General features: G+C 53.9%; 19 protein-coding genes. 10 read left to right on the top strand and 9 right to left on the bottom strand.

Translation table 11 applies throughout. From position 1 onward, the window contains the following. Positions 1-86 precede the first annotated feature (86 nt). Positions 87-1,871, bottom strand: coding sequence for a M1 family metallopeptidase (locus SAMA_RS05650; protein WP_232280523.1), 1,785 nt, complete (start codon positions 1,869-1,871; stop codon positions 87-89). 143 nt (positions 1,872-2,014) lie between these two features. Between SAMA_RS05650 and SAMA_RS05645 the strand changes: the two genes are divergently transcribed. Beyond that, a complete protein-coding gene (locus SAMA_RS05645; protein ID WP_011759193.1) occupies positions 2,015-2,920 on the top strand; it encodes a collagenase in 906 nt (301 codons plus the stop codon). A gap of 182 nt (positions 2,921-3,102) precedes the next feature. Here the strand turns inward: SAMA_RS05645 and SAMA_RS05640 are convergent, their stop codons facing one another. The 4 genes from SAMA_RS05640 to SAMA_RS05625 form a co-directional block, all read right to left on the bottom strand. Beyond that, positions 3,103-4,074, bottom strand: coding sequence for a PstS family phosphate ABC transporter substrate-binding protein (locus tag SAMA_RS05640; RefSeq protein ID WP_011759192.1), 972 nt, complete (start codon positions 4,072-4,074; stop codon positions 3,103-3,105). Positions 4,075-4,260: 186 nt separating this feature from the next. Beyond that, positions 4,261-5,565 (bottom strand): phosphate regulon sensor histidine kinase PhoR, encoded by a 1,305-nt coding sequence (gene phoR, locus SAMA_RS05635; protein WP_011759191.1) that lies wholly within the window; start codon positions 5,563-5,565, stop codon positions 4,261-4,263. Between the two features lie 71 nt (positions 5,566-5,636). Continuing rightward, a complete protein-coding gene (phoB, locus tag SAMA_RS05630) occupies positions 5,637-6,326 on the bottom strand; it encodes a phosphate regulon transcriptional regulator PhoB (RefSeq protein WP_011759190.1) in 690 nt (229 codons plus the stop codon). 183 nt (positions 6,327-6,509) lie between these two features. After that, positions 6,510-7,436: a porin gene (locus SAMA_RS05625; RefSeq protein ID WP_011759189.1), complete on the bottom strand. Its 927-nt coding sequence runs from the start codon at positions 7,434-7,436 to the stop codon at positions 6,510-6,512. A gap of 292 nt (positions 7,437-7,728) precedes the next feature. On the opposite strand from SAMA_RS05625, the gene rdgC reads away from it, so the two are divergent. Both rdgC and SAMA_RS05615 read left to right on the top strand, forming a co-directional pair. After that, entirely contained in the window at positions 7,729-8,640 is a 912-nt protein-coding gene (rdgC, locus tag SAMA_RS05620; protein WP_011759188.1) for a recombination-associated protein RdgC, read from the top strand. A gap of 521 nt (positions 8,641-9,161) precedes the next feature. Further along, the gene (locus tag SAMA_RS05615; protein WP_011759187.1) at positions 9,162-10,346 is read left to right on the top strand and encodes an HD-GYP domain-containing protein; all 1,185 of its coding nucleotides are present in this window, start codon (positions 9,162-9,164) and stop codon (positions 10,344-10,346) included. Positions 10,347-10,367: 21 nt separating this feature from the next. Here the strand turns inward: SAMA_RS05615 and SAMA_RS05610 are convergent, their stop codons facing one another. The 3 genes from SAMA_RS05610 to SAMA_RS05600 are packed head-to-tail and all read right to left on the bottom strand — an operon-like array spanning position 10,368 to position 12,597. Continuing rightward, on the bottom strand, positions 10,368-11,213 hold the full coding sequence (locus SAMA_RS05610) for a substrate-binding periplasmic protein (RefSeq protein ID WP_011759186.1): 846 nt from the start codon (positions 11,211-11,213) through the stop codon (positions 10,368-10,370). 39 nt (positions 11,214-11,252) lie between these two features. Continuing rightward, a complete protein-coding gene (locus SAMA_RS19105; RefSeq protein WP_011759185.1) occupies positions 11,253-12,011 on the bottom strand; it encodes a hypothetical protein in 759 nt (252 codons plus the stop codon). After that, positions 12,001-12,597 carry a sigma-70 family RNA polymerase sigma factor gene (locus SAMA_RS05600; RefSeq protein WP_011759184.1) on the bottom strand — a complete coding sequence of 199 codons (597 nt, stop codon included), beginning with the start codon at positions 12,595-12,597 and terminating at the stop codon, positions 12,001-12,003. The genes SAMA_RS19105 and SAMA_RS05600 overlap by 11 nt, the downstream gene beginning before the upstream one ends. A 252-nt stretch (positions 12,598-12,849) precedes the next feature. On the opposite strand from SAMA_RS05600, the gene dauA reads away from it, so the two are divergent. From dauA to SAMA_RS05565, 7 genes are all read left to right on the top strand, one after another. Further along, on the top strand, positions 12,850-14,568 hold the full coding sequence (dauA, locus tag SAMA_RS05595) for a C4-dicarboxylic acid transporter DauA (protein ID WP_011759183.1): 1,719 nt from the start codon (positions 12,850-12,852) through the stop codon (positions 14,566-14,568). Between the two features lie 112 nt (positions 14,569-14,680). Beyond that, the gene (locus SAMA_RS05590) at positions 14,681-16,063 is read left to right on the top strand and encodes an SPFH domain-containing protein (RefSeq protein WP_011759182.1); all 1,383 of its coding nucleotides are present in this window, start codon (positions 14,681-14,683) and stop codon (positions 16,061-16,063) included. A gap of 116 nt (positions 16,064-16,179) precedes the next feature. Next, positions 16,180-17,322: a PQQ-dependent sugar dehydrogenase gene (locus tag SAMA_RS05585; protein WP_011759181.1), complete on the top strand. Its 1,143-nt coding sequence runs from the start codon at positions 16,180-16,182 to the stop codon at positions 17,320-17,322. Positions 17,323-17,473: 151 nt separating this feature from the next. Further along, positions 17,474-17,965, top strand: a complete 492-nt coding sequence (purE, locus tag SAMA_RS05580; protein WP_011759180.1) for a 5-(carboxyamino)imidazole ribonucleotide mutase — start codon at positions 17,474-17,476, stop codon at positions 17,963-17,965. Between the two features lie 2 nt (positions 17,966-17,967). Next, positions 17,968-19,053 carry a 5-(carboxyamino)imidazole ribonucleotide synthase gene (purK, locus tag SAMA_RS05575; protein ID WP_011759179.1) on the top strand — a complete coding sequence of 362 codons (1,086 nt, stop codon included), beginning with the start codon at positions 17,968-17,970 and terminating at the stop codon, positions 19,051-19,053. A 128-nt stretch (positions 19,054-19,181) separates the two neighbouring features. Continuing rightward, a complete protein-coding gene (locus SAMA_RS05570; protein ID WP_041409690.1) occupies positions 19,182-20,411 on the top strand; it encodes a sensor domain-containing diguanylate cyclase in 1,230 nt (409 codons plus the stop codon). Positions 20,412-20,448: 37 nt separating this feature from the next. Then, positions 20,449-22,755 carry a toxin-antitoxin system YwqK family antitoxin gene (locus SAMA_RS05565; RefSeq protein WP_011759177.1) on the top strand — a complete coding sequence of 769 codons (2,307 nt, stop codon included), beginning with the start codon at positions 20,449-20,451 and terminating at the stop codon, positions 22,753-22,755. Between the two features lie 134 nt (positions 22,756-22,889). On the opposite strand, the gene SAMA_RS05560 is transcribed toward SAMA_RS05565, so the two are convergent. Next, a complete protein-coding gene (locus SAMA_RS05560) occupies positions 22,890-23,501 on the bottom strand; it encodes a transglycosylase SLT domain-containing protein (RefSeq protein WP_011759176.1) in 612 nt (203 codons plus the stop codon). Positions 23,502-23,598 lie beyond the last annotated feature (97 nt).

Raw genomic sequence — 23,598 nt, 5'->3', positions numbered from 1 at the left:
CATGAATGACGTTACACCGCCAAATAGAAAGGGCGCCTTAATCAAGGTGCCCTTTTCGAAAGCAAAACCAAGGCAGGCTCCCGCTATTACTCGTTAAACAGTATCCGGTCGAGTTGCACCCTCAGTGAGGGGTGATAGCTCTCACGGGCCCTGTGATAGATGGCTTCAAGCTCCTGTCGATAACCGGCTATCTGTAGTTCCAAAAACAGTGGGCGGACAAACTTGGCCCGACCAATACGGCACAGAAATGCTTCGACCTGCTCCAGTACCGGGTCGTAATGGTTACGGATAGCTACCCTGAACCAATCGCAGGCAATTTCGGCGTTGCCGGATGACCCGAGGGCAAAGCGTTCATCCAGCTCCAGCAGTTGCTCCTGGGAAATCTGCTCCGGCAGGTTATTTAAAAAGAACTGCCAATGCTGAACCCGCCAGCCAAACAGGCGCTCCGGTGTCAGAGGATGCCCTTCCAGCCACTCTGTCATGGACTCTATCACCCACCCCAAACTCTCTGACATAGGCGGCATAAAGGTCGCTGGCAAGCCTTCGCCATAGATCCATTCCCTGAGCTCTGCCTCAGTCACCTTATCTGGGTGGGTTTGCAGCAAAGTCCCTTTGGCATATTCGACAAAGTCTTCGGTGGTGATGGCCACAAAGGCATAGTGCTCGATATAGGACCGCAAAAAAGCATCAAAGTCGGGTCTGCCCAGGCGCGCCTCGAGAAAGTGCACAAACATGGACGCTTTATCGTAGGTAAAGCGATTGAATGCGGCGTTGGGATCGTCCTGCTGCAAATTGGCTGGCAGGGTTTGCCGTGGCAGCGGCATACCCGCCATTTCTTCCTTCAGCCTGCCGTACTCCAGCATGAGTTCAAGCTGAGCCTGCTCCCGACCGTAAACGGCTTCCACAATTCTATTGGTAAAGTAGGTGGTAAAGCCTTCATTGAGCCAGAGATCGCGCCAGGTGGCATTGCTCACCAGATTACCTGTCCAGGAATGGGCCAGTTCATGGGCCACGGTGGACACCAGACTCTTGTCGCCCGCGATAAGAGTGGGGGTCAAAAAGGCCAGACAAGGGTTTTCCATGCCCCCAAATGGGAAGCTGGGCGGCAGAATCAACATGTCGTATCGCTCCCAGGCATAGGGCCCAAGAATCGACTCGGCCATCTGCATCATGGCTTCAATATCTTCAAACTCCCGGGCGGCCAGCGAAGCCATGGCAGGCTCGGCAAATACGGCACTGCGCTCACTCACAGGCACCCGGTCAATCTGGCCGGCGGCAATGGCAAGCAAATGGGTCGGCATGGGTTTATCCATCACAAACTCAAATACACCGTCTGCGGGCATATCCGCCTGATTGAGCGCACTCATCACCACCCTGCAGGGCTGGTTGGCACGGACTCTGGCATCAAAGGTCACCCGGGCCTTGGGGGTATCCTGCAGCGGGATCCAACTGCGGGCGTTCACGGGTTGCGATTGGGAGAACAAATAGGGTTTGCCACTTTGAGTTTGAGGGCCATCGAGCCACTGCAGGCCCTCGGCATCCTCTGTGGTGTGATAATGCACCAGCACACTGGTGATGCCATTGGGCAGCATAATTTCCAGAGCCTGCCCAAGAATCTCACTGGCCTGTCCCAGTCCCCAGTCCAGTGGCTGACCATGCACATCGGTAATGGACTTAATGGCCAGTGCCCGGGTATCCAGCACCAACACATCGGCCGCATCCCCCTCCTTTCTTACAAAATCCAGGCGAACACAGCCCTGAAGGCATCTGGTATCAAAATCGATGGCGAGATCAAGTGACAGGTGAGTCACCCTGATGCTGTCGGTATTGGCGAAAGAGTGATAGTCGTGCCGGTTGTCCCACTGGTGCATAACAAAGTCCATAGTGAAAAATCTACACTTAAGTATGCAGTTACCAAGCGCTCCAACCAAGGGGCCTGTCGCTGAAAGATTGACAACACCTGTAAATCAATCGATATTGCATACAATATTCACAAATAATACAGAGAAATTGAATGCGCCTGTCACTCCTGTTCTTAAGCCTACTGTCGGCTGTATGCCATGCCCAAATCCAGCCCGCCGTGGATGCCGTACTGACCATAACCCACCAGTGCAGCCCTACCCTGATTATTCGCGCCCAGGCGCTCGCGCAATCACAAATAGACGAAGCCTGTACCCTGTTAAGTACTCAGGAAAAGAGGTTTCATACACTCCTCGATACTCACAACAGACCGGTGCGGGACGACAACAATGTGGCCATGAGAGCCAACATCTATGCCAACGCAGACGCCTACCGCACCTATGTCACCGCCCACTTCGATGTGCCCAGTGACAATGGCGGCATGTATCTGGAAGGACATCCGGAACATCCCGGTAATCAGGCCGAGTTTGTGGCCTATCAAAAACAGGGAAAAATCTGGAATCTGCGCCATGAGTATGTGCACTATCTCGATGGCCGCTTTAACCTCTATGGCGACTTTTGCGCCTCATTGCACGACTCCCACAGCGCCCCCGAGTATTGCCCCAAGCCTGCGCCTTTGCTGCCTCATCTGGTGTGGTGGTCTGAGGGTCTTGCCGAGTATCTGGCCTGGGGGGATGACAATCCAGCGGCCATTGAACTGGCCGCAAAGGGCAGCTATCGCCTCAGTGAAATTTTTGACACCAGTTATGAGCAAAACGGTGGCAGTGAACGGATTTACCGCTGGGGCTATCTGGCGGTGCGATTTATGATGGAGCACCACAGAGACAAGCTGGAACAGATGCTCGGCTTTACCCGCAACGGCGATTACCCCCGCTATCAGGCGTTGGTGCGAGAGTGGCATACCAGCATGGATGGGGAGTTTTCGCTGTGGTTGAAAAAAATTTCAAAAAAATTGCCAATGGCGGGAACCAATCCCCAGATGGCCGGTCTGAATAATTGAACCGAGTTATTCATCGTTCATCATCCTCCCTTTTTGATGGTTTCTAGCGCGACCATCCTTAGTTTGGAAAGACACTTGTTCGGCTCCCATTGGGAGCCGTTTTTTTTGCCTGCTTCGCGCAATCTGTTATCGCTTCAAAACAAAAACGCCTCCCGAGGGAGGCGTTTTGATCGGCAGAACTGTTACAGGCGGATACCGGCCTTTTCCAGGTCTTTGGCAATTACGCTGGCTGGCAGCGGAATGTAGCCGTCTTTCTCAACAACCATTTGACCTTGCTTTGACAGCACATAGCGGATGAACTCACGCTCCATTGGTGCCAGGTCCTTGTTGGGATGCTTGTTCACGTACACGTAGAGGTAACGTGACAGAGGGTAAGTACCGTTGGCAGCGTTCTCGATGCTGGCGTCGATAAACTCGTTGCCTTTCTTGGCCAGAGCAACGGCTTTCACACCGGCAGTCTTGTAACCAATGCCTGAGTATCCGATGGCATTCAGTGACTGAGACACTGACTGCACAACAGAGGCAGAGCCAGGCTGTTCGTTCACGTTAGCCTTGAAGTCACCCTTACACAGACCTTTCTCTTTGAAGTAACCGTAGGTACCGGATACAGAGTTACGACCGTACAGCTGGATGTCTTTGGCAGCCCAGCTGCTGTCCAGACCCAGGTCACCCCAGCGAGCTACATCGTTGCCACCACACTTATGGGTAGAAGAGAAGATGCCATCCAGTTGCTCGATGGTCAGGCCCTTGATTGGGTTATCCTTGTGCACAAACACCGCCAGGGCGTCGATGGCTACACGGATTTCTGTTGGCTTGTAACCATAGTGTTTTTCGAAGGCTTCCACTTCGTTTGGCTTCATCTTGCGGCTCATAGGGCCGAACTGAGACGTGCCTTCCGTCAGGGCTGGTGGCGCAGTAGAAGAGCCGGCAGCCTGAATTTGAATGTTCACGTTAGGGTAGATGGTTTTGAACTCTTCAGCCCACAGGGTCATCATGTTGGCCAGAGTATCAGAGCCTACAGACGACAGGTTACCAGACACACCACTGGTTTTTTCGTAGGTGTGCAGGGCTGGGTCCAGTGCAGCCGAGGCGGCGGCGGTGAATAAACCGGCGGCGGTCAGGGTCATGGCGCCGACAAGCTGTTTCAGTTTCATAATTGCTCCAGTGTTGAACCATTTTTTCTTAAGACGCAGCCAGTATCAACTGCCACAATGACAAGTCTATGACTCTGATGTGACACTTAGATGACACGACACATTTTTTTCAAAAAAAGCTAAAACTCAATATTTATCAAAAAGAAAAGACAGGCCTAAGCCTGTCTTTATGTCTGGGTAACTCACTTATGCGCCCTTTTTGGGCTCAAGAAGATGTGAAGGGATAACAAACCCGAAGATACTGCCCTTGCCAAGTTGGCTGCTGACATACAGCTCAGCATGGTGGTGGGCCAGCGCGTGCTTCACAATCGCCAACCCCAAACCGCTGCCCCCCGTCGCACGGGAACGGGCACTGTCGACCCGGTAAAAACGTTCGGTCAGGCGGCCGATATGCTGCGGCGCTATCCCCTCACCGGTGTCTTCCACCTGAAAACGGCCTCCGGTGGCAATCTGGCGCCAACTGACCTTGATAATGCCACCGGGCGGCGTATAACGAATGGCGTTGGACACCAGGTTACTGCAGGCACTTCTGAGCAGCACCTCGTTACCATGGGCATTCAGCCCCTGCTGTACATCAAACTGCAAGGTATACTCCCCCTGCGCCAGGGCTTCAGCCTCATCTTTGATGGCGGCCATCAGGAGTGTCATGTTTACGGTTTTTTCCAGATCAACATCGGACGCATCTTCAATACGTGACAAGGTGAGCAGCTGCTCTACCATGGACTGCATACGCCTTGTCTGCTGCTGCATCAGCGCCAGCGGTTTGGCATTCATGTCGTCCGGCTCTGTCATCCCCTGCATCATTTCCAGATACCCCTGCAGCACGGTCAGCGGTGTCTTGAGTTCGTGGGAAACGTTGGCAACAAACTCTTTTCGCATGCCTTCGAGCCGACGGATACGGGTGATATCACGGGCAATCAGCAGCATTTGCCTGTCTCCGTATTTCATCAGCCTCAGTTCAAGTAGGCGTTGGTCAGACACAGGAGAAGGCAGCTCAAGCGGTTCTTTAAAGTCATGGGTTTTCAGGTAGGCCGAAAAATCCGGGTGGCGAATGAGGTTATCGATTCGCTGGCCATTGTCCTGGGGCCATACCAGCCCCAGCATCAGCTGCGCAAGCTTGTTACACCAGAGGATATTTTTATCGGAATCGAGCACCACAGCCGCATCGGGCAGGGCTTCGGCCCCCTGACGGAAGCGGCCAAGCAAACCGGCAAGCTGTGATACCCTGCGACGGTTTTTTCCCTGAAGGCGGTAGAGACCGTTGAAAATACCTTCCCAACTGCCGCTGCCCTGGGGTGGTGTCAGACGTTTGTCATACCACAGCCAGTGGGTCAGCCTGCCAATTTGGCGATAGTGCCAAAACAGCAGTACCACACATGCGGCCAACAGTGTCAGGCTGAGCTCACCAATGAGCAAACCGAGAGCCAGGGTGACAAGCAGGTAAATCATCAGCCTGGAGGCCAGGCGATACCCTGAATAAGAGTCAAACATAGCTATATCCAGCCGAGGGTTGTGTCTGGGGGCACAAGATAACCTATCCGGCTAACTGTGCCTATCCCGAACTAAACCCGAGTGGAAAAACGGTATCCTGCGCCGCGGACGGTTTGAATGAGGCGGTCATGCCCCGAAGGCTCAACGGCCTTGCGCAAACGACGAATGTGCACGTCTACGGTTCTGTCTTCTACGTACACATTGGTGCCCCAGACGTTATCCAGCAGCTGTTCACGGCTGTAAACACGCTCGGGGTGAGTCATAAAGAAATGCAGCAGACGAAACTCGGTCGGTCCCATATCCAGCACTGTATCACCGGCTGTGACTCGGTGGCTTACCGGATCCAGGGTCAACCCCTGCACATCGATTGTTTCTTCAAGGCGGGTTGGCGCTGCGCGGCGCAGTACAGCCTTGATACGGGCCACCAGCTCCTTGGGGGAGAAAGGCTTGGTAATATAGTCGTCGGCCCCCACTTCCAGGCCCTTGACCTTGTCTTCTTCCTCACCACGGGCGGTGAGCATGATGACCGGGATCTGGCGGGTAAACTCGTCTTGCTTGAGGCGTTTGGCAAGTTGAATGCCACTGCCGCCCGGAAACATCCAGTCCAGCAGGATGAGATCTGGGTAGGGTTCCTGAAGCTGCCCAAGAGCCGAGTCAAAATCTTCGGCAACCGAGGTCGTGAAACCGTGTTGTTCCATCACGAATGTCAGCATCTCGCGGATGGCCAACTCATCTTCAACAATCAAAATCCTTGCAGTCATAAGCGGTTTTCTATCAGTGAATGTCCACGATGGCCATTATTGGTCAGTTTTGTGACAAATTTATGATCGCCGGGGTAAATGATGACACATTTCAGCAGAAATTGTCATAATCAGACTAATTAACTAGCTGTTTATAAAAATGAAAAAAGGAGGCTAAGCCTCCTTTTTTGTCACTGAGTCCGATTAGAACTTGTGTTCGATACCCACACCAATGTAGTTGTCGGTGTCTTCGGCAGACTCCATGTCACGGCTGGTGTAGAAGGCGAAGATTTTGGTTGGCTTGCCCAGCTTGTAGTCAGCACCGATAGACCAGGAGTCACCCTTGTCTTCCATGTCCTGGAACTGACCCTTCAGGGTCACGTCAGCGATATTGTAAGCGGCACTGACCAGGTAACCTGTCTTGCTGTCACCATCAACTGACTTCTCTTCCTGCTGGTACATACCACCCAAAACCAGGCCAGCCAGCTTGGCTTGAACAGTGGCACGCAGGATGTCGTAGCCTTTTACTTCACTGTCATAGGCAACAGAAGCGTAGAAAGCGGATTTCTTCAGGCTGGCATCACCGTACATGGCGGCCAGAGAGAAACCGTCTTCACCGGCCTGAGACTTGGCACCTTCAGCTGCGTAGGTAGCACCCACTTTGAAACCACCGAACTCTGGTGACAGGTAAGTCACGGTTTGCTCGATACGGTTTTCACCTTTGAACAGGCTCTTCAGGTCGCCTGACAGGTCGTTGAACTGGTCAACTTTACCCTGGGCGATTTTCAGCATGGTGTCGTTACGACCCACAGACAGCGCACCGAAATTGCCTTTCAGACCCACAAACTGGTTACGGGCCAGGAAGTTTTCCTTGGCATCACTGCCGGCATCCACTTCATACTCGATGGTGTAGAAGGCTTCGAGAGAAGAGCTCAGTTCGAAAGCACCTTTAACACCCAGACGAGAGGCGTTGCTCTGTACTACGGTTTCAGATTCACCGGCTTCGTCGTTAGACTGTACTGTTACGTTCAGTTTACCGTAAACAGTTAAAGGTTCAGCCGCTTGGGCAGAAGCCAAAGAAGCAGCGGTCAGCGCGGAAACAAGCAGAGTTTTGTTAAAAGCGTTCATCATTTAATCCTTTGCGACGTTCAGTGCGTCTGGTTATTGGTTTGGAACGAGCGCAAGTTTGCAATCTGAGTGTTTCAGTTTTATTTCAGCATCCACTTAAGCGGTTACGAATCATTCACCCGCCATCCTTAAAATTTACAGACCTATTTAAAATCAATTACTTTGCGCATGCGCAGTGACAGATGACACTTTTGTGAATTTGCAAAACCGCAATCTGACTGTCATGAATTTTCTGGTTTGCCCGCTTACCGGAGATGGCTTACACTCGGTCTTTTGTTTCTGGCCGAGTGCAATTATGTGGTTTAAAAATCTCACCCTGTATCGCTTCAACAAGCCTGTCACCATAGACGCAGATTCACTGGAAAAGGCCCTGGCCGATTTCTCCTTCAGCCCTTGTTCCAGCCAGGACGTCAGTAAGTTCGGGTTTTCAAAGGCGCTTGGTAAACACGGCAGCGCACTGGTGCACAGCGCCAACAACCGCCATTTGATCTGCGCCACCAAGGAAGAAAAAATTCTGCCCGGCCAGGTCATTAAAGAAGCGCTGGAAGAAAAGGTGGGACAGCTTGAAGATGAAGAAAACCGCAAGCTGACCAAGAAAGAAAAAGATGCGTTAAAAGACGAAATCACCACCAGCTTGCTGCCACGGGCGTTTTCCCGTCGCAGTCAGATCCATGCTCTGATTTTGCCTGAAATTGATATGATCCTGGTGGACAGCTCCAGCGCCACCAAGGCCGAAGAGCTGCTGGCGTTGCTGCGTAAAGCCATGGGCTCATTGCCTGTGATACCTGTGTCTTTCAATGTCCCGGTTGAGCACACTATGACCGAATGGCTCAAGGCTGGTGAAGCCAGTGCGCCCTTTATCATGCAGGATGAGGCAGAGCTTAAATCGGCCGCCGAAGAAGGCGGTATTGTGCGCTTCAAGCAGCAGGTTCTCACCGAAGACGAAGTGCTGGCCCATCTGGAAACCGGCAAAGAAGTACACAAGCTGGCGCTGCATTTTGGTCAGTCCATCGCGCTCCTGCTCCAGTCCGATGCCAGTCTCAAACGCCTCAAATTCTCTGAGGAATTCCGTGCAGGCAATGACGATTTGGGCAACGATGACCCCATGGCCCGCCTCGATGCCGATTTTGCCCTCATGGGCAGCGAGTTGGTCGCCCTGATGCACGCACTGGTCGAGGCACTGGGCGGACTGCCCAAAGACGAGTAACCCCGTGCAATAAAAACAGGGCGCCGAAGCGCCCTGTTTTTTTATCTGTCCTGTTTTTTTCTACCCATCCTGTACCTTCATTTCCCGCTCCGGCACTGCCGCTTGGGCACTTCCCTGTGGTGCTTTTAGCCAAGCCCGGAACGATGCAGAAATCGACAAAGATAGAAACCGATACACCACAATAAGGCCAGTGCGTTGTTACTGTGTGTTCAGCGTGAGCGTGTTATCTCTTGGCCCGCCCCCCACGTTGCAGTCAAAGGGAGGCGACATTTGCCATGTGATGAGTCTGCGCCATACTGTCTGTGCTGATAGTGTCGTTTCTGGGTTTACTGATACTGCTCAGACCCAAGCCCATGAGAGTTATCGATTTATGTTGAAGATGCAATACTGCGTATTTTCAGTAATTTCGCAGGGGTTTGGCACTGTTGTAAAGCTTGAAATCACTTGCAACTCTGCTAAAAACAGGGATATTAACCTTTTCCTGTTATACAGATAGCCTCGAAGGCATAGGTTGAGACTGCATGTCCAAACTTTCACGGGATGAATACCCAACGGACCTCGCCCATTGGCGTCAGATTATCTTCCGTCGTCTGTTCGGAGCCATGGCCATCATATGTGTGCCTGTTTATATCACCAGCGTGTATTTGTGTGTAAAACAGGGCCTCTGGTCCATGGTGGTGGTAGATACCCTCGCGTATCTGGTGCTCATTGCAATGCTGTTGTTTCCAGAGCTGGAGGATAAGCAGCGCTATCTGATGGGCAGCCTGCTGTGCTATGGCATAGGGGTAGCCTTTATCTGGTCTATAGGTCCCACAGGGGCAGGCTTTTTTTGGCTGTTTATGTTTCCCCTGATAGGGACACTGCTGCTTGGGCGGCGATTCGGTATTTATTGTCTGATGCTAACCGCTCTTACCCTCATCATCATGGGACTGGGTTTTACGGCCCAATGGGTACCCTGGCCGGAATTGCCCGACTACAGCCTGGAAATTTATCTGGTAGTAGTACTTAACTTTTTGACTATTAACGTGATGTTATGCCTGGCGACAGGTTTCCTCACTGACAAACTCTCTGACTCCCTTGAGCGAACACATGCGTCACGCAGGGCAACCGTACTGGGTCTTGCCCGGCTTTCCGGCTTTAAGGATGCCGATTCAGCCAGACACCTGAACCGTATCGCCAAAGCCAGCGAGCTATTAACCCAGGCCCTGTTGAGCTCACCCCATCGCCCTGACGAATTGACTCCGGAATTTGCGGAAAATATTGGTCTCAGCGCCACCTTGCATGACATAGGCATGATAGGTGTAGCCGATAACCTGCAAAGCAAACAACTCACCATGACGCCAGACATGGAAAGCGAACGCTATAAACACACCCTTATCGGTGATCGCTTGCTCGGCGAGCTGTTACGTGAAGCACCGGACTGTGTACTGCTGGCCATGGCAAGAGACATTGCCGCCTACCACCATGAGCGCTGGGATGGAGAAGGCTTCCCCGGCAAGCTCAAGGGGAAATCCATTCCCCTTGCGGCACGGGTTGTGGCACTGATAGACACTGTGGATGACTTGCTTTGTCATCCTGACCCCAGATTCCGGATGACTTATGAACAGGCCCGCACCCACATTAAAGGGCTCAAGGGCAGTATTCTCGACCCCTTGCTGGTGGATACCTTTCTCAGTGAGCCTGCCATGCGAGAAATATGGCACTGACGCACACATAAACCATTGAACTCAGTCGGCCAGGATCCAAATGGGCTCATCCGAGCCTCTGGACTTTTGTGATACGCCTTCGATACGACTTAGGGATATTTGCTCCCACTTGAGTAGCAAGGAGGCGATTTCACCATCCTCGGCCGCACCGCGAATGGCATCATTAAAAGCCCTGACCCTGGCTTCGTCGAAGGTTGCGCGGCTGAACATCAGGTGTATGTCGCTTTCGGTTAAACGAAGCGGATGGCGGAACAGATGAACTTTTTCATGTTGGCTGGCAATAAAGGGCAACGAGAGTGCATCACCAATGGCAAGCTCGGCACGGCCCCGCGACAGCATTTGTACGCTCTTGAGCAGGTCAGGGCTTTCCACCAGCTGATTGTGCATTGCCAGGCTGCGCTTTGAACTCTCGTACGCTTCACCGTACCAGCCCGCCTGCGGTACCAGTAGCTTAAGACTGCTGTCGAGCACCTGCTGCCAACTGCCCAAAGAGACAACGCCGCCATTATCTATACTGAAAAGCCCCACCTGCTCCAGTCGATAAGGCACCGAGAAGTGGGCATACTCCTCCCGTTCTGCCGTTTTACTGGCGCCCATCATGATATCCACCTTTCCCAGATGCATCAGCTGATGGGAGCGACGAGCCGGCATTTTATCAAACTCGAGTACACAGCCAACCCGGCGGGCAAAGGCTTTCAAAAGGTCAACATCCAGCCCCAATGGTTCGCCAACTTCATCGGACCAGGAGTAAGGAGGCCAGTCATTGTAGGCAACATGCAGCGGTGCTTGGCAGATTGTCTGCGTCTGGACCGCGAATGTGGGCCAGGAAAACAGTATCAGGACCAGTCCAATTTTCACTGCCTGCATGCTTGCCCCCTTCATTGTCGACATGGTTGTGGCTGTGATTCACTCAGCCAATCGGGATTGAAGCTGGTCAAATATTAGCTGCTGCGGCGCAGTTAACTCATACTCCCTGGCAATAAACGCCTCGATTAACGACAGGGTTAGCTGGCTGTCTCCACCAGCGAGCGTGTCTTCCAAAGATGCGAGCAGCAGGTCAATGTCGTCTGTATCGGCCAGGCCATCTGGTCTTAATGCCAGTGGTTCCGATACCAATTTCCTCGCCGATGATTTGAGTATGGCAGTTGTTGCCACTTGCGGTTCGGCCGACTCATCTGTGGCCGTAGGCGGGGAAGAAAACGCCGCCGGAGCAGTGCGAGTCTGAGCCTCGGGCTGCTGACCCTGTTCAATTTGCAGGGGCTGTTGGTTTACGGCAGGCTGGCTGGACGCCATGTCAGGCGCTGAGCTCACGCCATTGCGGGCGTTGGCATTCATCTCAGTTCTGACCATACCCTCGTCTGCCATCGGCGCCACCAGCATATCCGTCTCAGGCAACACAGTATCGGCATTGAAAAACACCTGCTGCGGGTTGAGCAGCACCAGGCCCACCAATAACATCAGAGACGCCGCGCTGGAGATGGCGTAAGGAAAACGCCTTAACCCACGGCGCACCACAATTTCAGGCTTGGGGCTGGCAAGGTGGGCACCGGCCAGTGCCAGTATTTCCGCATCCAGCGCTTCAGGAGGCTCTTCCCTGGCACCTTCACGGTAAAGCGCATCCAGCGTCTGCTTAAGTTCAGTGTCCACCAGTTGGCTATCTTTCATCGCTATCCTCCCCCAATCGCTTGGCCACGCAGGTTTTGAGGCTCTGATAGGCATAACGGATACGGCTCTTGGTCGCTTCCAGTGATACAGAGGCAATTTCACTTATCATCAGCGCAGTAAATCCCATCTCGCTGGAGAGCAGGAAGGCTTCTTTCTGAACCTGGGGCAGCAGGCCAACGCAGTGTTTCAGGGCCTGCACCTTAAGGTCGTGCTCATGACTTCGCACCGGAGTCATCGAGTCTGTCAGCGCCATCCCTTCTTCATCCAGGGTGTCGGCTTCGTTCAACGGTTTAACAGCCCGCACATGGTCAATCAGCAGGTTATGGGCGATACGGTAAAGCCAGGTGGTAAACTTGGCGCTGATTTCGTAAGCAGGCGCCGCTTTTATCACCCGGCCCCAGGTTTCCTGATAGAGATCTTCCGCCAGCTGGCTGTCACCAATCTGGCGTAAAAAGTAGCGGTATAACCCGCCTTTGTGGCGACGATAAAGGGTGTCGAAGGCCTGAATGTCCCCGGAGGCATAACGCTGCATCAGCAGTTCGTCGCCCTCACCACCCACCAATGAAATGGATTGCGTTGCTGTCATGATTGCCCTGATGGTTGAGACAAACCAGTGGCATTCAGCCCGTGTTTCCCAACCTTGATTGCACCTGTACTCAGTGTGCACAGCCACTGCCACAAAGTCCATATTCCCTCCCAATCCGCCCCTATATCCCTATAAACGGAGAAAAAAGCAAAAAGGGTCAGGGCTTGCAAAAATTTGCCAAAGCTCACACATTGGTCACTGAGCGCTCACTAAAATACCCAGCTTTGGCCGCCCACGCGGCAGGACTCCAAGATGCCACATCGCCATCACCTGACTTCTCTTATTCCGGCATTCGCCCTGCGTCAGAGCCTGCTGGGAGAACGCTATTCCAGAGCCGAATTATTGGCTGACTTACTCGCCGGCATTACCGTGGGCGTTATCGCCATTCCTCTTGCCATGGCACTCGCCATCGCCAGCGGTGTCGCCCCCCAGTACGGCCTCTACACCGCCATTATCGCGGGTATCATCATCGCCATCAGTGGCGGTTCGAAGTTGTCAGTATCAGGACCAACCGCCGCCTTTGTGGTGCTGCTCGCCCCAATCTCGGCGCAATATGGTCTCGGTGGTTTGCTGCTGGCGACTGTTATGTCCGGCGTTATCTTATTGCTGATGTCCCTGATGCGCCTGGGCAGGCTTATTCAATATATCCCTGAGCCTGTGACCCTGGGTTTTACCGGCGGTATCGCCATTGTCATTGCCATGTTGCAGATAAAGGACATGTTTGCCCTGCCTGTTGAGGCGCTCCCCGAGGATTTTTGGCACAAGGTCTCGACTCTGTTCCATGCCATGCCCCACGCCCAGTGGCCCAGCATACTGGTGGCGGCAATTACCCTGTCTGTGTTGGTGTTCTGGCCCAAATTTACTCAAAAATTGCCGCCCCATTTGCCTGCGATCCTCGCGGGCACGCTCTGCGCTCTGGCACTCGGCGGCCTTGGGTTTGACGTAGAGACCATTGGCTCACGTTTTTCATTCACACTGGATGACGGCACCCTGATGGCGGGGATCCCGTCGGTGCTGCCATCGTTTCTCTTACCCTGGGAGCTTCCGGGCGTGGGAGGCGAGCCATTAACGCTCAATTGGCAACTCGTTCAGAATCTGCTGCCCTCGGCCATGGCCATCGCCATGCTGGGCGCAATCGAATCCTTGCTCTGCGCCGTGGTAGTGGATGGTATGACAGGGAATCGCCACAGTGCCAACAGTGAGCTCTTTGGCCAGGGGCTTGGCAATCTTATCGCACCCTTTTTCGGCGCCATCCCCGCCACCGCAGCGATCGCCCGCAGCGCCGCCAACGTGCGCGCCGGCGCCAAAAGCCCGCTGGCCGCCGTGTTCCATGCGCTTACCGTGTTGCTGGCGCTGGTGTTATTGGCGCCCGTACTGGCCTATATTCCCATGGCAACCATGGCCGCGCTGCTGTTGGTGGTGGCATGGCACATGAGCGAGGCCAAAAAGAGCCTGCACCTTATCCGCCGCGCCCATGTGTCGGACGTGGCCGTGCTGCTAACCTGCCTCATGCTTACTGTGGCCTTTGATATGGTGATAGCCATTGGCGTCGGCATAGTGCTGGCGTCGTTGCTGCTGATGGGTCAGCTTGCGGCATCAACCCGACTGGTTGCACTGGACTGCGGCAGTGATGCCGGCAGCCCCAATATCGAAGCCTTCCGTATCGATGGCCCGCTGTTTTTTGCCGCCGCCGATAACCTTTTCAGCGAGCTGATGCACCGACAGAATGGCGCGCCCATTTTGGTGCTGGATTGGCAGAATGTGTCGCTGCTGGACGCAGGTGGCCTGAGTGCACTGGAGCGCACCGTGGCCTGGGCGCAAAAGCAGGGGCGTGAAATCCGCATCGTATCTGTACCTTTCCAGGCCCTCAGAGCCTTGGTCAAGGCCGGCGTTCAGGAGAAGCCCGGCGTACTGTCCTTCTATCCGGACATGACGGCCGCCTTGCAAGATACTGTCACAAATACGGATTAACATTTTGATACTTTTAGGGTTTGGGTCTTGCCAAAATGCATGACCCACACCGAACTTCCCTGTAACATGTGCAACCTTCAGCTAGTACGCCTTTAAACGACAAGGAAGCAACATGGAAGAGTCCACCATTTCCCGCGCACGAAAAGCCGTCTCCCCCAAAAGTATATTTATCACCCTGGGTGCCATCGGTGCTCTGGCAGTACTGAAAAGCTCGATTTTGATGACGGATGCCGGTTACACCTATGTGCATCAAAACAATATCACCGGGGCACTGGATGTGTTCACCGAGCCGGGCATCCATGTGCGTATGCCGTTTTTGTCCAAAATAACCCGCTACGATCAGGTGATTACCGTCTCCTTTGGCAATAATCAGGGCGAGGCTTTCTATCAACGCCTGCCGTCGCTGCAGGTACGCTTTGCCGATACCTACACGGGTCAGGTGCCAGCCACGTTCCGATTTAAGTTGTCACACTCGCCAGAGCAAATCATTCAGATGCACCGGGAGTTTCGCTCCAACGACAATCTGATTGAAACCATGCTCATCAAAAACGCCCGCAACGTGACTGTCATTACCGCCACCCAGTACACGGGGGAAGAGTTCTTTCAGGGCGGGCTGAACCAGTTCAAGGCCCAGCTGGCGGATCAGCTCAGCAACGGCATCTACACCACTGAGCGCCGTCAGGTAGAGGTGGAACAGGTGGATTTGGTGCCCGTTGGTTTCGATCAGGACGATTCCAACAAGCTTCAGGCCACCAAGCAGCTGGTGTGGAAAACAATTCCCGTCACCGATAAGAGCGGTCAGCCGATTCGCCAGGACAATCCACTGAGCCAGTATGGCGTTACCGTCACCCAGGTCACCATTGGCGATCCATCGCCAGAAGATCAGCTGGATAAACTACTGACAGACAAAAAGAAACTGGTAGCAGAGCGCATCCGTACCATCCAGGAGCAGGAAACCTCCAAGGCCCAGGCCAAGACTGAACAGTTACGCAAGGAAATCCAACGTACCCGTGAAGTACAGGATGCCCAGCGCGCCAAGGAGCTGGCGGTCATTTCCCAGCAAAAAGAAGTGGAAATTGCCCGTCAGATTGCCGAGCGAGAGCTGGTGGAAGAGCGCAAGAAAAAAGAAATTGCCGCCCTGTCCAAGGCCAAAGAACTGGAAATGGCTCAGGCCAACCTGGAAATTCAAAAAGCCAACGCGGCTGCGGCCTCTTTTGAAGCCAAGGCAATCCGTGAAACCGGTATTGCCGAGGCCGAGGTATTGGCAGCCAAATACAAGGCCCTTGGCACCTACGAGAAGATCTATACCGCCGAGATGAACCGTGATGTGGCCAAGGTGCTGTATCAGAACTTGCCCAACTTCAAAGTGGAAATGCCGCAAAACTATATCGGCGGCAATGGTGGCATGACCTCCAATCTGGATGTGATCACCGGCTTTTCTGCCCTTGGGCTGATGGAAAAGAGCAAAGAGCTCAGCCAGCAAAGCAAGCAATAAAACGGGTCTTGTGACAACCAAACAGCGCCAATCGGCGCTGTTTTTTTAACTGCGCCTTTGGCATGCTTGTTGGCATTCGACGACACTATCCATGCTCTTGATTGCAGGAGAACCCCATGACATCAGCCAAACTCAGCCACGCCCTTATTACACTGGCACTCATGCCCTTTGTGGCGACCGCTTACACCAAAGAAGAAAATCAGGCGGTGCTCGATATGATTAAGCTGCCTGCCGGTTTTGAGATTGAGGTGCTGCACCATGGCTTTAAAAACTATCGCCAGATGGCCGTGACTGAGTCGGGCCTTTTGTATGTGGGCTCCCGCAAAGAAGGTAAGGTGCACTATCTGCCTCTGCCCGGCTCTGAGGCTGAAAAAGCCGGTGTGCGCGCCGGGCAGCTCTCCATGAAATTCACCATGCCTTCGGGCATTGCGTACCGGGATGGCAAACTCTATATCGCCGATGTGGGTAACCTGTACCGTGTGGATGAGGCTCAAAGCCCGGGCAAGGCCTCACCAACCCTGATTTACGACAAATTGCCCAAGGATTTACACCACGGCTGGAAATACCTGAAATTCGCTGCGGATGGGCGCCTCTACATCCCCATCGGCGCTCCCTGTAACATCTGTGATGCGGGCAAAGAGTACAGCAAAATCATCAGCCTGGATTTGGAAACCCTAACCACCAGGGACGAAGCCCTCGGCGTACGTAACAGCGTCGGCTTCGACTTTGCCCCCACCACCGGCGAGCTTTGGTTTACCGACAATGGCCGCGATATGATGGGGGACGATATGCCCTCCGATGAGTTGAATCTGCTCAAAACCCCGGGCCAACACTTCGGTTACCCCTATGTGCATCAGGGCGACACCCTGGATCCGGAATTCGGCACCGGCCACAGCATCCAGGACTATCAAGCGCCAAAGGCCAAACTCGGCGCCCATGTGGCCAGTCTCGGCATGACCTTCTATACCGGAAAACAGTTTCCGCAAAAGTATCAGGGTGGCATTTTTATCGCCGAGCATGGTTCCTGGAACCGCAGTGAAAAAGTCGGCTACCGGGTGCGCTTTGCCAAGCTTAACGGCAATGACGTGGAATACCTCGAAACCTTTGCCGAAGGCTGGTTACAGGGGGAAGAAGTCCATGGCCGCCCCGCCGATGTGATGATGCTGCCAGACGGGAGCTTGCTGGTCAGCGACGATGGTCGCGACCGCATTTATCGTATCCGATATACAGGCCAGACGGGCGCTGATAAAGGTCGCTGAAAAGGCAGCGAAACCACGCCCATCATGCTATCATTGCGCCCCATCTCGCCCTGGCAACGACTACCGAGGGGACTCCCCCGCAGCCAGGGTGCAAAGTACCCTCGCCTGAAAACAGGCAAATATAATTAAAATCAGTCGTTAAGGAGTTATCATGCACGCCCTCGTTGCTGTCGTAATGGGTTCCAAGAGTGATTGGCCCACCATGGAAGCCGCCGCAGAGATCATGGATAAACTGCAGGTGCCTTACCATGTTGAGGTGGTTTCCGCCCACAGAACCCCGGACAAGTTAATGGACTTCGCCGCCACAGCAGCTGACAAAGGCTTTCAGGTGATCATCGGTGGTGCCGGTGGCGCCGCACACCTGCCAGGCATGCTGGCCTCCAAAACCCGTCTGCCAGTCCTCGGTGTACCCGTGCAGAGTAAGGCCCTCAACGGCATGGATTCTTTGCTGTCTATCGTGCAAATGCCAAAGGGCATTGCCGTGGGCACCCTCGCCATCGGCACTGCCGGCGCCTTTAACGCAGGTCTGCTGGCTTGCCAAATTCTCGCCAACAACGACGCCGCCCTCGCCGAGCGCCTGGAGGCATTCCGCGCCGAACAGACCCAGAGCGTTCTGGAAAATCCGGATCCGAGGGACGCGTAATCATGGCAAACACCAAACGCGTTTGGGTACTGGGCAATGGTCAGCTCGGTGCTATGCTGTCACACGCCGGTCAGCCACTGGCCATCGAGGTGCTGCCGGTGGATATCATGGCGCCCAGCGATGAAAAACTGCCGCTGGCGGACGATGACATCATCACCGCAGAGCGTGAACAATGGCCTGAATCCAGTCTGAGCCTGCAGCTCTCTACCCATAAGAATTTCATCAACGGCCCGGTGTTTGGTCGTCTGGCCGACCGGTACACCCAAAAATCCTTGCTGGATGAGCTTAAGGTAGCCACCGCCCCCTGGGAGTTGGTGGATGACAACACAGACGTCAACGCCCTCTATGGCAAATATGGCGAGCGGGTGCTGATGAAGCGCCGCACCGGCGGCTACGACGGCAAGGGCCAGCATTGGCTCAAGCAGGCCGAAAACGGTCAGATCCCTGCCGACTGGCGCGGTGAAGCCATTGCCGAGCAAGCCATTAATTTTGACGAGGAAGTCTCCGTTGTGGGCGTGCGTACTCACACGGGCGAATGCTTCTTCTACCCGCTGACACTGAACCTGCATCAGGATGGCATTCTGATGGCATCCGTTTCGCCGCTGCCCCGCCTTGTGCCACTGCAGGCCGAAGCCGAAACCATGCTGGGCACCATCATGAACGGCCTTAACTATGTCGGAGTGATGGCGATGGAGTGTTTCCGCGTTGGCGACCACCTGCTGGTGAATGAGCTGGCGCCACGGGTGCATAACTCGGGTCACTGGACCCAAGCAGGCACCCATATGGACCAGTTCCAGTTACACCTGCGTGCCCTGTGTCACCTGCCAATCCAACAGCCACAGGTAAACTTTCCCTGTGTGATGGTGAACCTTATCGGCATCGACAAGGATGACCGCTGGCTGAGCCTGCCCAACGCCGAGCTCTTCTGGTATGCCAAAGAGGTGCGTCCGGGCCGCAAAGTGGGTCACCTGAACCTGTCAGTGCACAGCAAAACTATGCTTGAGCACAGCATCAGTCAGCTTAAAAGCTGGATGCCGACACAATATCAGGCACCACTTCAGTGGATCCTCGATAACGCCGACTTCTAAGCAAAGTCATCATCAAAGCCCCGAGAATTCGGGGCTTTTTTATGGCCTCTGTCGCGCTTTTAGCCAGTGCAAGAGCTGGATTTCATCCGTATAATGGTCGGGCCAGAGATTCGATATGGATATTTTTAGTGAAGCAACGGGACAGTCTCAAACACAAGCGAATTGATACCCTCGGCCTGCGTTACCACCTGATGTTATTGCTGACGCCCCTGTCAGTGTTCGTCGGGATCTTTTACCTGTTTTCCCCCGCAGGCTCCCTGCCGTGGATGATTTTATTACTGGTGTGCCTGGTGTATCTGATGGGATACAGCCTCAGCTATTACCTTCATCAGGGCCGACTGCAACGCTTGTGGGATCACCTGGAGCAGGTGGTGTCCATTAACGAAGCCAGCATGGAGCTCATCCACCTCTCCAGCCAATACCAGAATGAACACGCCTTCCTGGATGCCTTGCTCAATAAGGCGGTTTCGGTCATCAACGGCGCCGAGATGGGCAGTATTATCCGGGTCGATCCCGATACCCATAAACTCATGTTTGAATCCGCTGTAGGCCTGGATCTGTCGCGGCTCAAAACCATAGATTTCTCTCTGGAGCAGTCTTTTGAATATCGAATGACCAAGGGGCGCTGCGATAAGGTGGTGGTCATCGATGATATGCAGCATATCAATGCCCAAAGCACCCTGACCCCGGCCGAGCAGCACATTTTGCTTACCGCCGCCAAACAGCCTATCCGCTCTACCCTCTCAAGCCCCATCCATATCGACGGCAAACTCTACGCCATGCTGAATCTCGACAGCAGTCATCTGGCGGCTTTCAGCGATTATGATCGTAATCTGGTGGCAATTTTGACCCACGAGGCCGCGAGCGCTATCGCCTTGTATCAAAAGTCGCGGGAAATTCAGCGCCTGGCCAATTTCGACATCCTCACAGGTCTCCATAACAGGCAGTATTTTGAGTCACAAGTCAGCAAGTGGCCCAAAAGCCGTCTCGGCAGTTATCTGACGGTACTGGATTTGGACAATCTCAAGGTACTCAACGACAGCCAAGGCCATCAGGCCGGTGACGAGGCGCTGGCAAAATTGGCCGATGCCTTAAAAATGATCTGGCCGCAAAACAGCCTTATCAGCCGTTTTGGCGGTGATGAGTTCGTCATACTCACCCAGGGCAGTGAAGAACAACTGCTGGAGCGATTGGCGCAGCTGAAGCGCACCATGGCCAGCACTGAGATGCAGGTGCTCTTCAGTGCCGGGCTAGCCCCTTTCAATGGTGACTTTGCCGCCAGCTTCAAACTGGCCGATGAGCGTATGTACGCGCAAAAGCGCAGCAGACACAAAGTAGCAGGTAAAGCACCAGCCTGAACCTGACTTACCCGGGAATTACAACAAGGACGTGTAGATGTATCCAATCCTCAGGGCAAGCCTGCTTGCCAGCAGCCTGCTATTTTCAATCTTCCCGACATTCGCCGAAGAACAGCTTGCCCAACAATTGGTGGATGTTCGCACCCGAGATGGTGTTTCCCAATATTTCAAACGCACCAATGGGCTGCCTCTGCAGGGGGAATTTTTGCTTACCCGCGAAGATGGCAGCTTTACCCAGGCCGGGTTTGACGCAGGCCTGCCTCACGGCCACTGGCAGACTTACTATGGTCCATCCCAGCCCATGACCAAGGGGCATTTTATACAGGGTAAGCAACAGGGCGAGTGGCAAACATTCAGCAGCAGCGGCGCCTTGGTGGAGATCCAGCAATTCGATAAGGGCCTGGCGGAAGGCAACTGGCAGCAGTTCAACGCCAAGGGGGCAGTTGTGGAGCAGCGCCGTTACTCTGCTGGCGATCTGGTACTTGCCGAGCGATTTTTCAGCACCGGACAAGTGGCTGAAGTGGAGCGCTACCGGCAAAACTTTCGTCACGGTCAGTGGCAACAATTCCATGAAAACGGCCAACTGGCCATGAATGCCCAGTTTGCCGACAACCTGCCAACGGGAGAGCTTACCCATTACTATGCGTCCGGTGAGCGCAAGCTACTTGGCCAGTACGATACCAAGGGGCAACGCACGGGCAAATGGCAGGAATGGGACAGTCAGGGGCGGCTTAGCCTGGAAACTGAGTACAGCGAAGATACGAAAAATGGCCTGGAGCAGCACTTCTATCCTGACGGTCAGCCAGAAACCCAGTGCAATTTCCTCGGCGGCCAGCCCCATGGCGAATGCCAAAGCTTCAGCAGTGAAGGACTGCTCCGGGTAAAAGAGCAGTATTACAAAGGCAAGCTGGAAGGTGAGCAGCTGTATTATGACGACGAAGGCAGCCTGAGGACCAAACTGCAGTATCAGGGCGGCATCAAGGCGGGCATTCAGCAGCGCTTTCACCCCAACGGCCAGTTGGCAGAGCTTGAGACACTGGCGTCCGACCGCCCCGCCGACAATGGCCAGTATCCGCTGCATGGCAAGCAGGAAAGTTATAACAGTGACGGGCAGCTGCAACAATCCAGTGGCTACCAGCGTGGCCTTCGCGAGGGTGAGTTTTTGCGCTTTCAGGGGGATACCCTTGTTGAATCGAGCCATTGGTTACAAGGCGTTCGCCACGGCGATGTACGCACCTTTTATCCGTCAGGCAAACCCAAGGCATTTGATCAGTATGTAAATGGCACACTCGAGGGTATATCGGAGCGCTACTACGACGATGGCAAACTCCAGGCCAGAGGCGAAATGCGCAATGGACTCTGGGTGGGCCGCTATGAAAGCTTTTACCGGGACGGCACACCTCAGGAGCTCAAACATTTCGCCAAAAAAAAGCCAGCCAATGCCAACCAGTACCCACTGGAAGGCGAGTACAGCCGCTGGTATGCCAATGGCGACCTGAACGAGACAGGCCTCTATGAACAGGGCAAGAAAACCGGCCTGTGGCGCCAATATCAACAGGGACTGATAAGCAGCGAGCAGGAATATCTAACCGATAAGCTAAACGGTAAGTACACCCAATATTATGAAGGCCGCCAGCGCACCAGTGGCCAGTACAGGGACAACCAAAAAGAAGGTCAATGGATTGAGTATCGCTACGAAGAGAAAGACCCCACCTTTGGCCCAATCCCCGAAGGCAATGTCTACAGCAAGACCCAATACCATGCCGGGAAGCGCCATGGCAAAGAAGAGCTCTTCTCTTTCAGTGGGGTACGTTATCGCCTGACCACCTTCGACATGGGCGCCAAAACCGGTGACTATCAAACCTTTTTCGTCACTAATGGCCAACTGGAACAAAGTGGCAAGCTCATCAAGGGCAATAAAACCGGGCAGTGGCAATCCTGGTATGAAAATGGCCTGCCCAAATGGGTTGCAACCTATGAGGATGACAAGCTCAACGGCCCTCGCAAGACTTTCTACGACGACGGTCAGACCAAGTCCGAGGGCGATTATCAGCATGACCAGCCAAGCGGTAACCACAAAGAGTACTATCCAACAGGCGCCCTCAAAGCGGAGGAGTCATGGCTCAACGGGCGCCGTGAAGGTGAAGCCCGTTATTTCCACCCCAATGGCAAACTCTCAGAGCGGGGCAGCTTTATCAAAGACAGGAAAGAAGGCCTGTGGCTGAGCTTTTGGCCTGGTGGCGAGAAACGTATTGAGGGCAGCTATATTGCCGACCGACAATCCGGAGACTGGCAGTTCTTCGATCAGTTCGGCAAGCTGATTAAAACCGAGCATCACAACTGATACCAGTCAGCAGGCTAAGGGCAAAAAAGCTAAGGGCATTCCACGTGAATGCCCTTATTGTTATCCGCCAATGTCGAACGTAGGTTAACGTCCAGCGTCAGCGCCGACCTGCTCCACTCTCCGCCGAGGAATCGTCAGTCAAAGAAGAGACGGTACAGCCAGGAAGAGTCCAACTCATCCTTACAGCCCTTGTACTGAGCGGCATAGCGACGGGAGCGTTCATCCACCTTGGCGGCAACCTTGATGAGCCACTTCTTGGATTTATGGGTGCCACGACGATATCCACCCCAACCTTCGTGATAGTTGAGATATTGAGCGCGGGCGTCCCACTTGGATACACCATTAATCTTGTGGGTTTTGGTGATAAACCAACCCATAAAGTCCATGGCATCATCAAAATCACTGCGGCTGGACCAACTGTTGCCGGTTTCCCTGACGTAATCATCCCAGGTCATGGTCTTGGCCTGAGCATAGCCGTAGGCATCACTGGCACGGCCTATGGGGATAAAGCCCAGAAAATACTCCATGGGCGGCGCCGCGTCATGCTTGAATGAACTTTCCTGATACATCATCGCCAGCGGCACATGCACAGGGACGCCCCATTTTTCCTTGGTATCGAGCGCGGCCTCATACCAGCTGCGATGCTCCTTGAAAATGGCACAGATATTATCGGGATCTTTGGGCGGGGCGCTGGCGCAGCCACCAAGCAGGGCCAGCAACAGGAGTGGCGTCAGGGCCTTGTACATATCAACTCCAACAACAACCAGTGGGTCGAGTTTCCCATGTCATTGATTAAGATGCAATTCGTACAAGGCTAAGGGTGACGGCAGTCATTCTGGGTTG

The organism is Shewanella amazonensis SB2B (assembly GCF_000015245.1).
GTDB classification, from domain to species: domain Bacteria; phylum Pseudomonadota; class Gammaproteobacteria; order Enterobacterales; family Shewanellaceae; genus Shewanella; species Shewanella amazonensis.
This window is presented reverse-complemented; position numbering and strand designations above follow the sequence as displayed.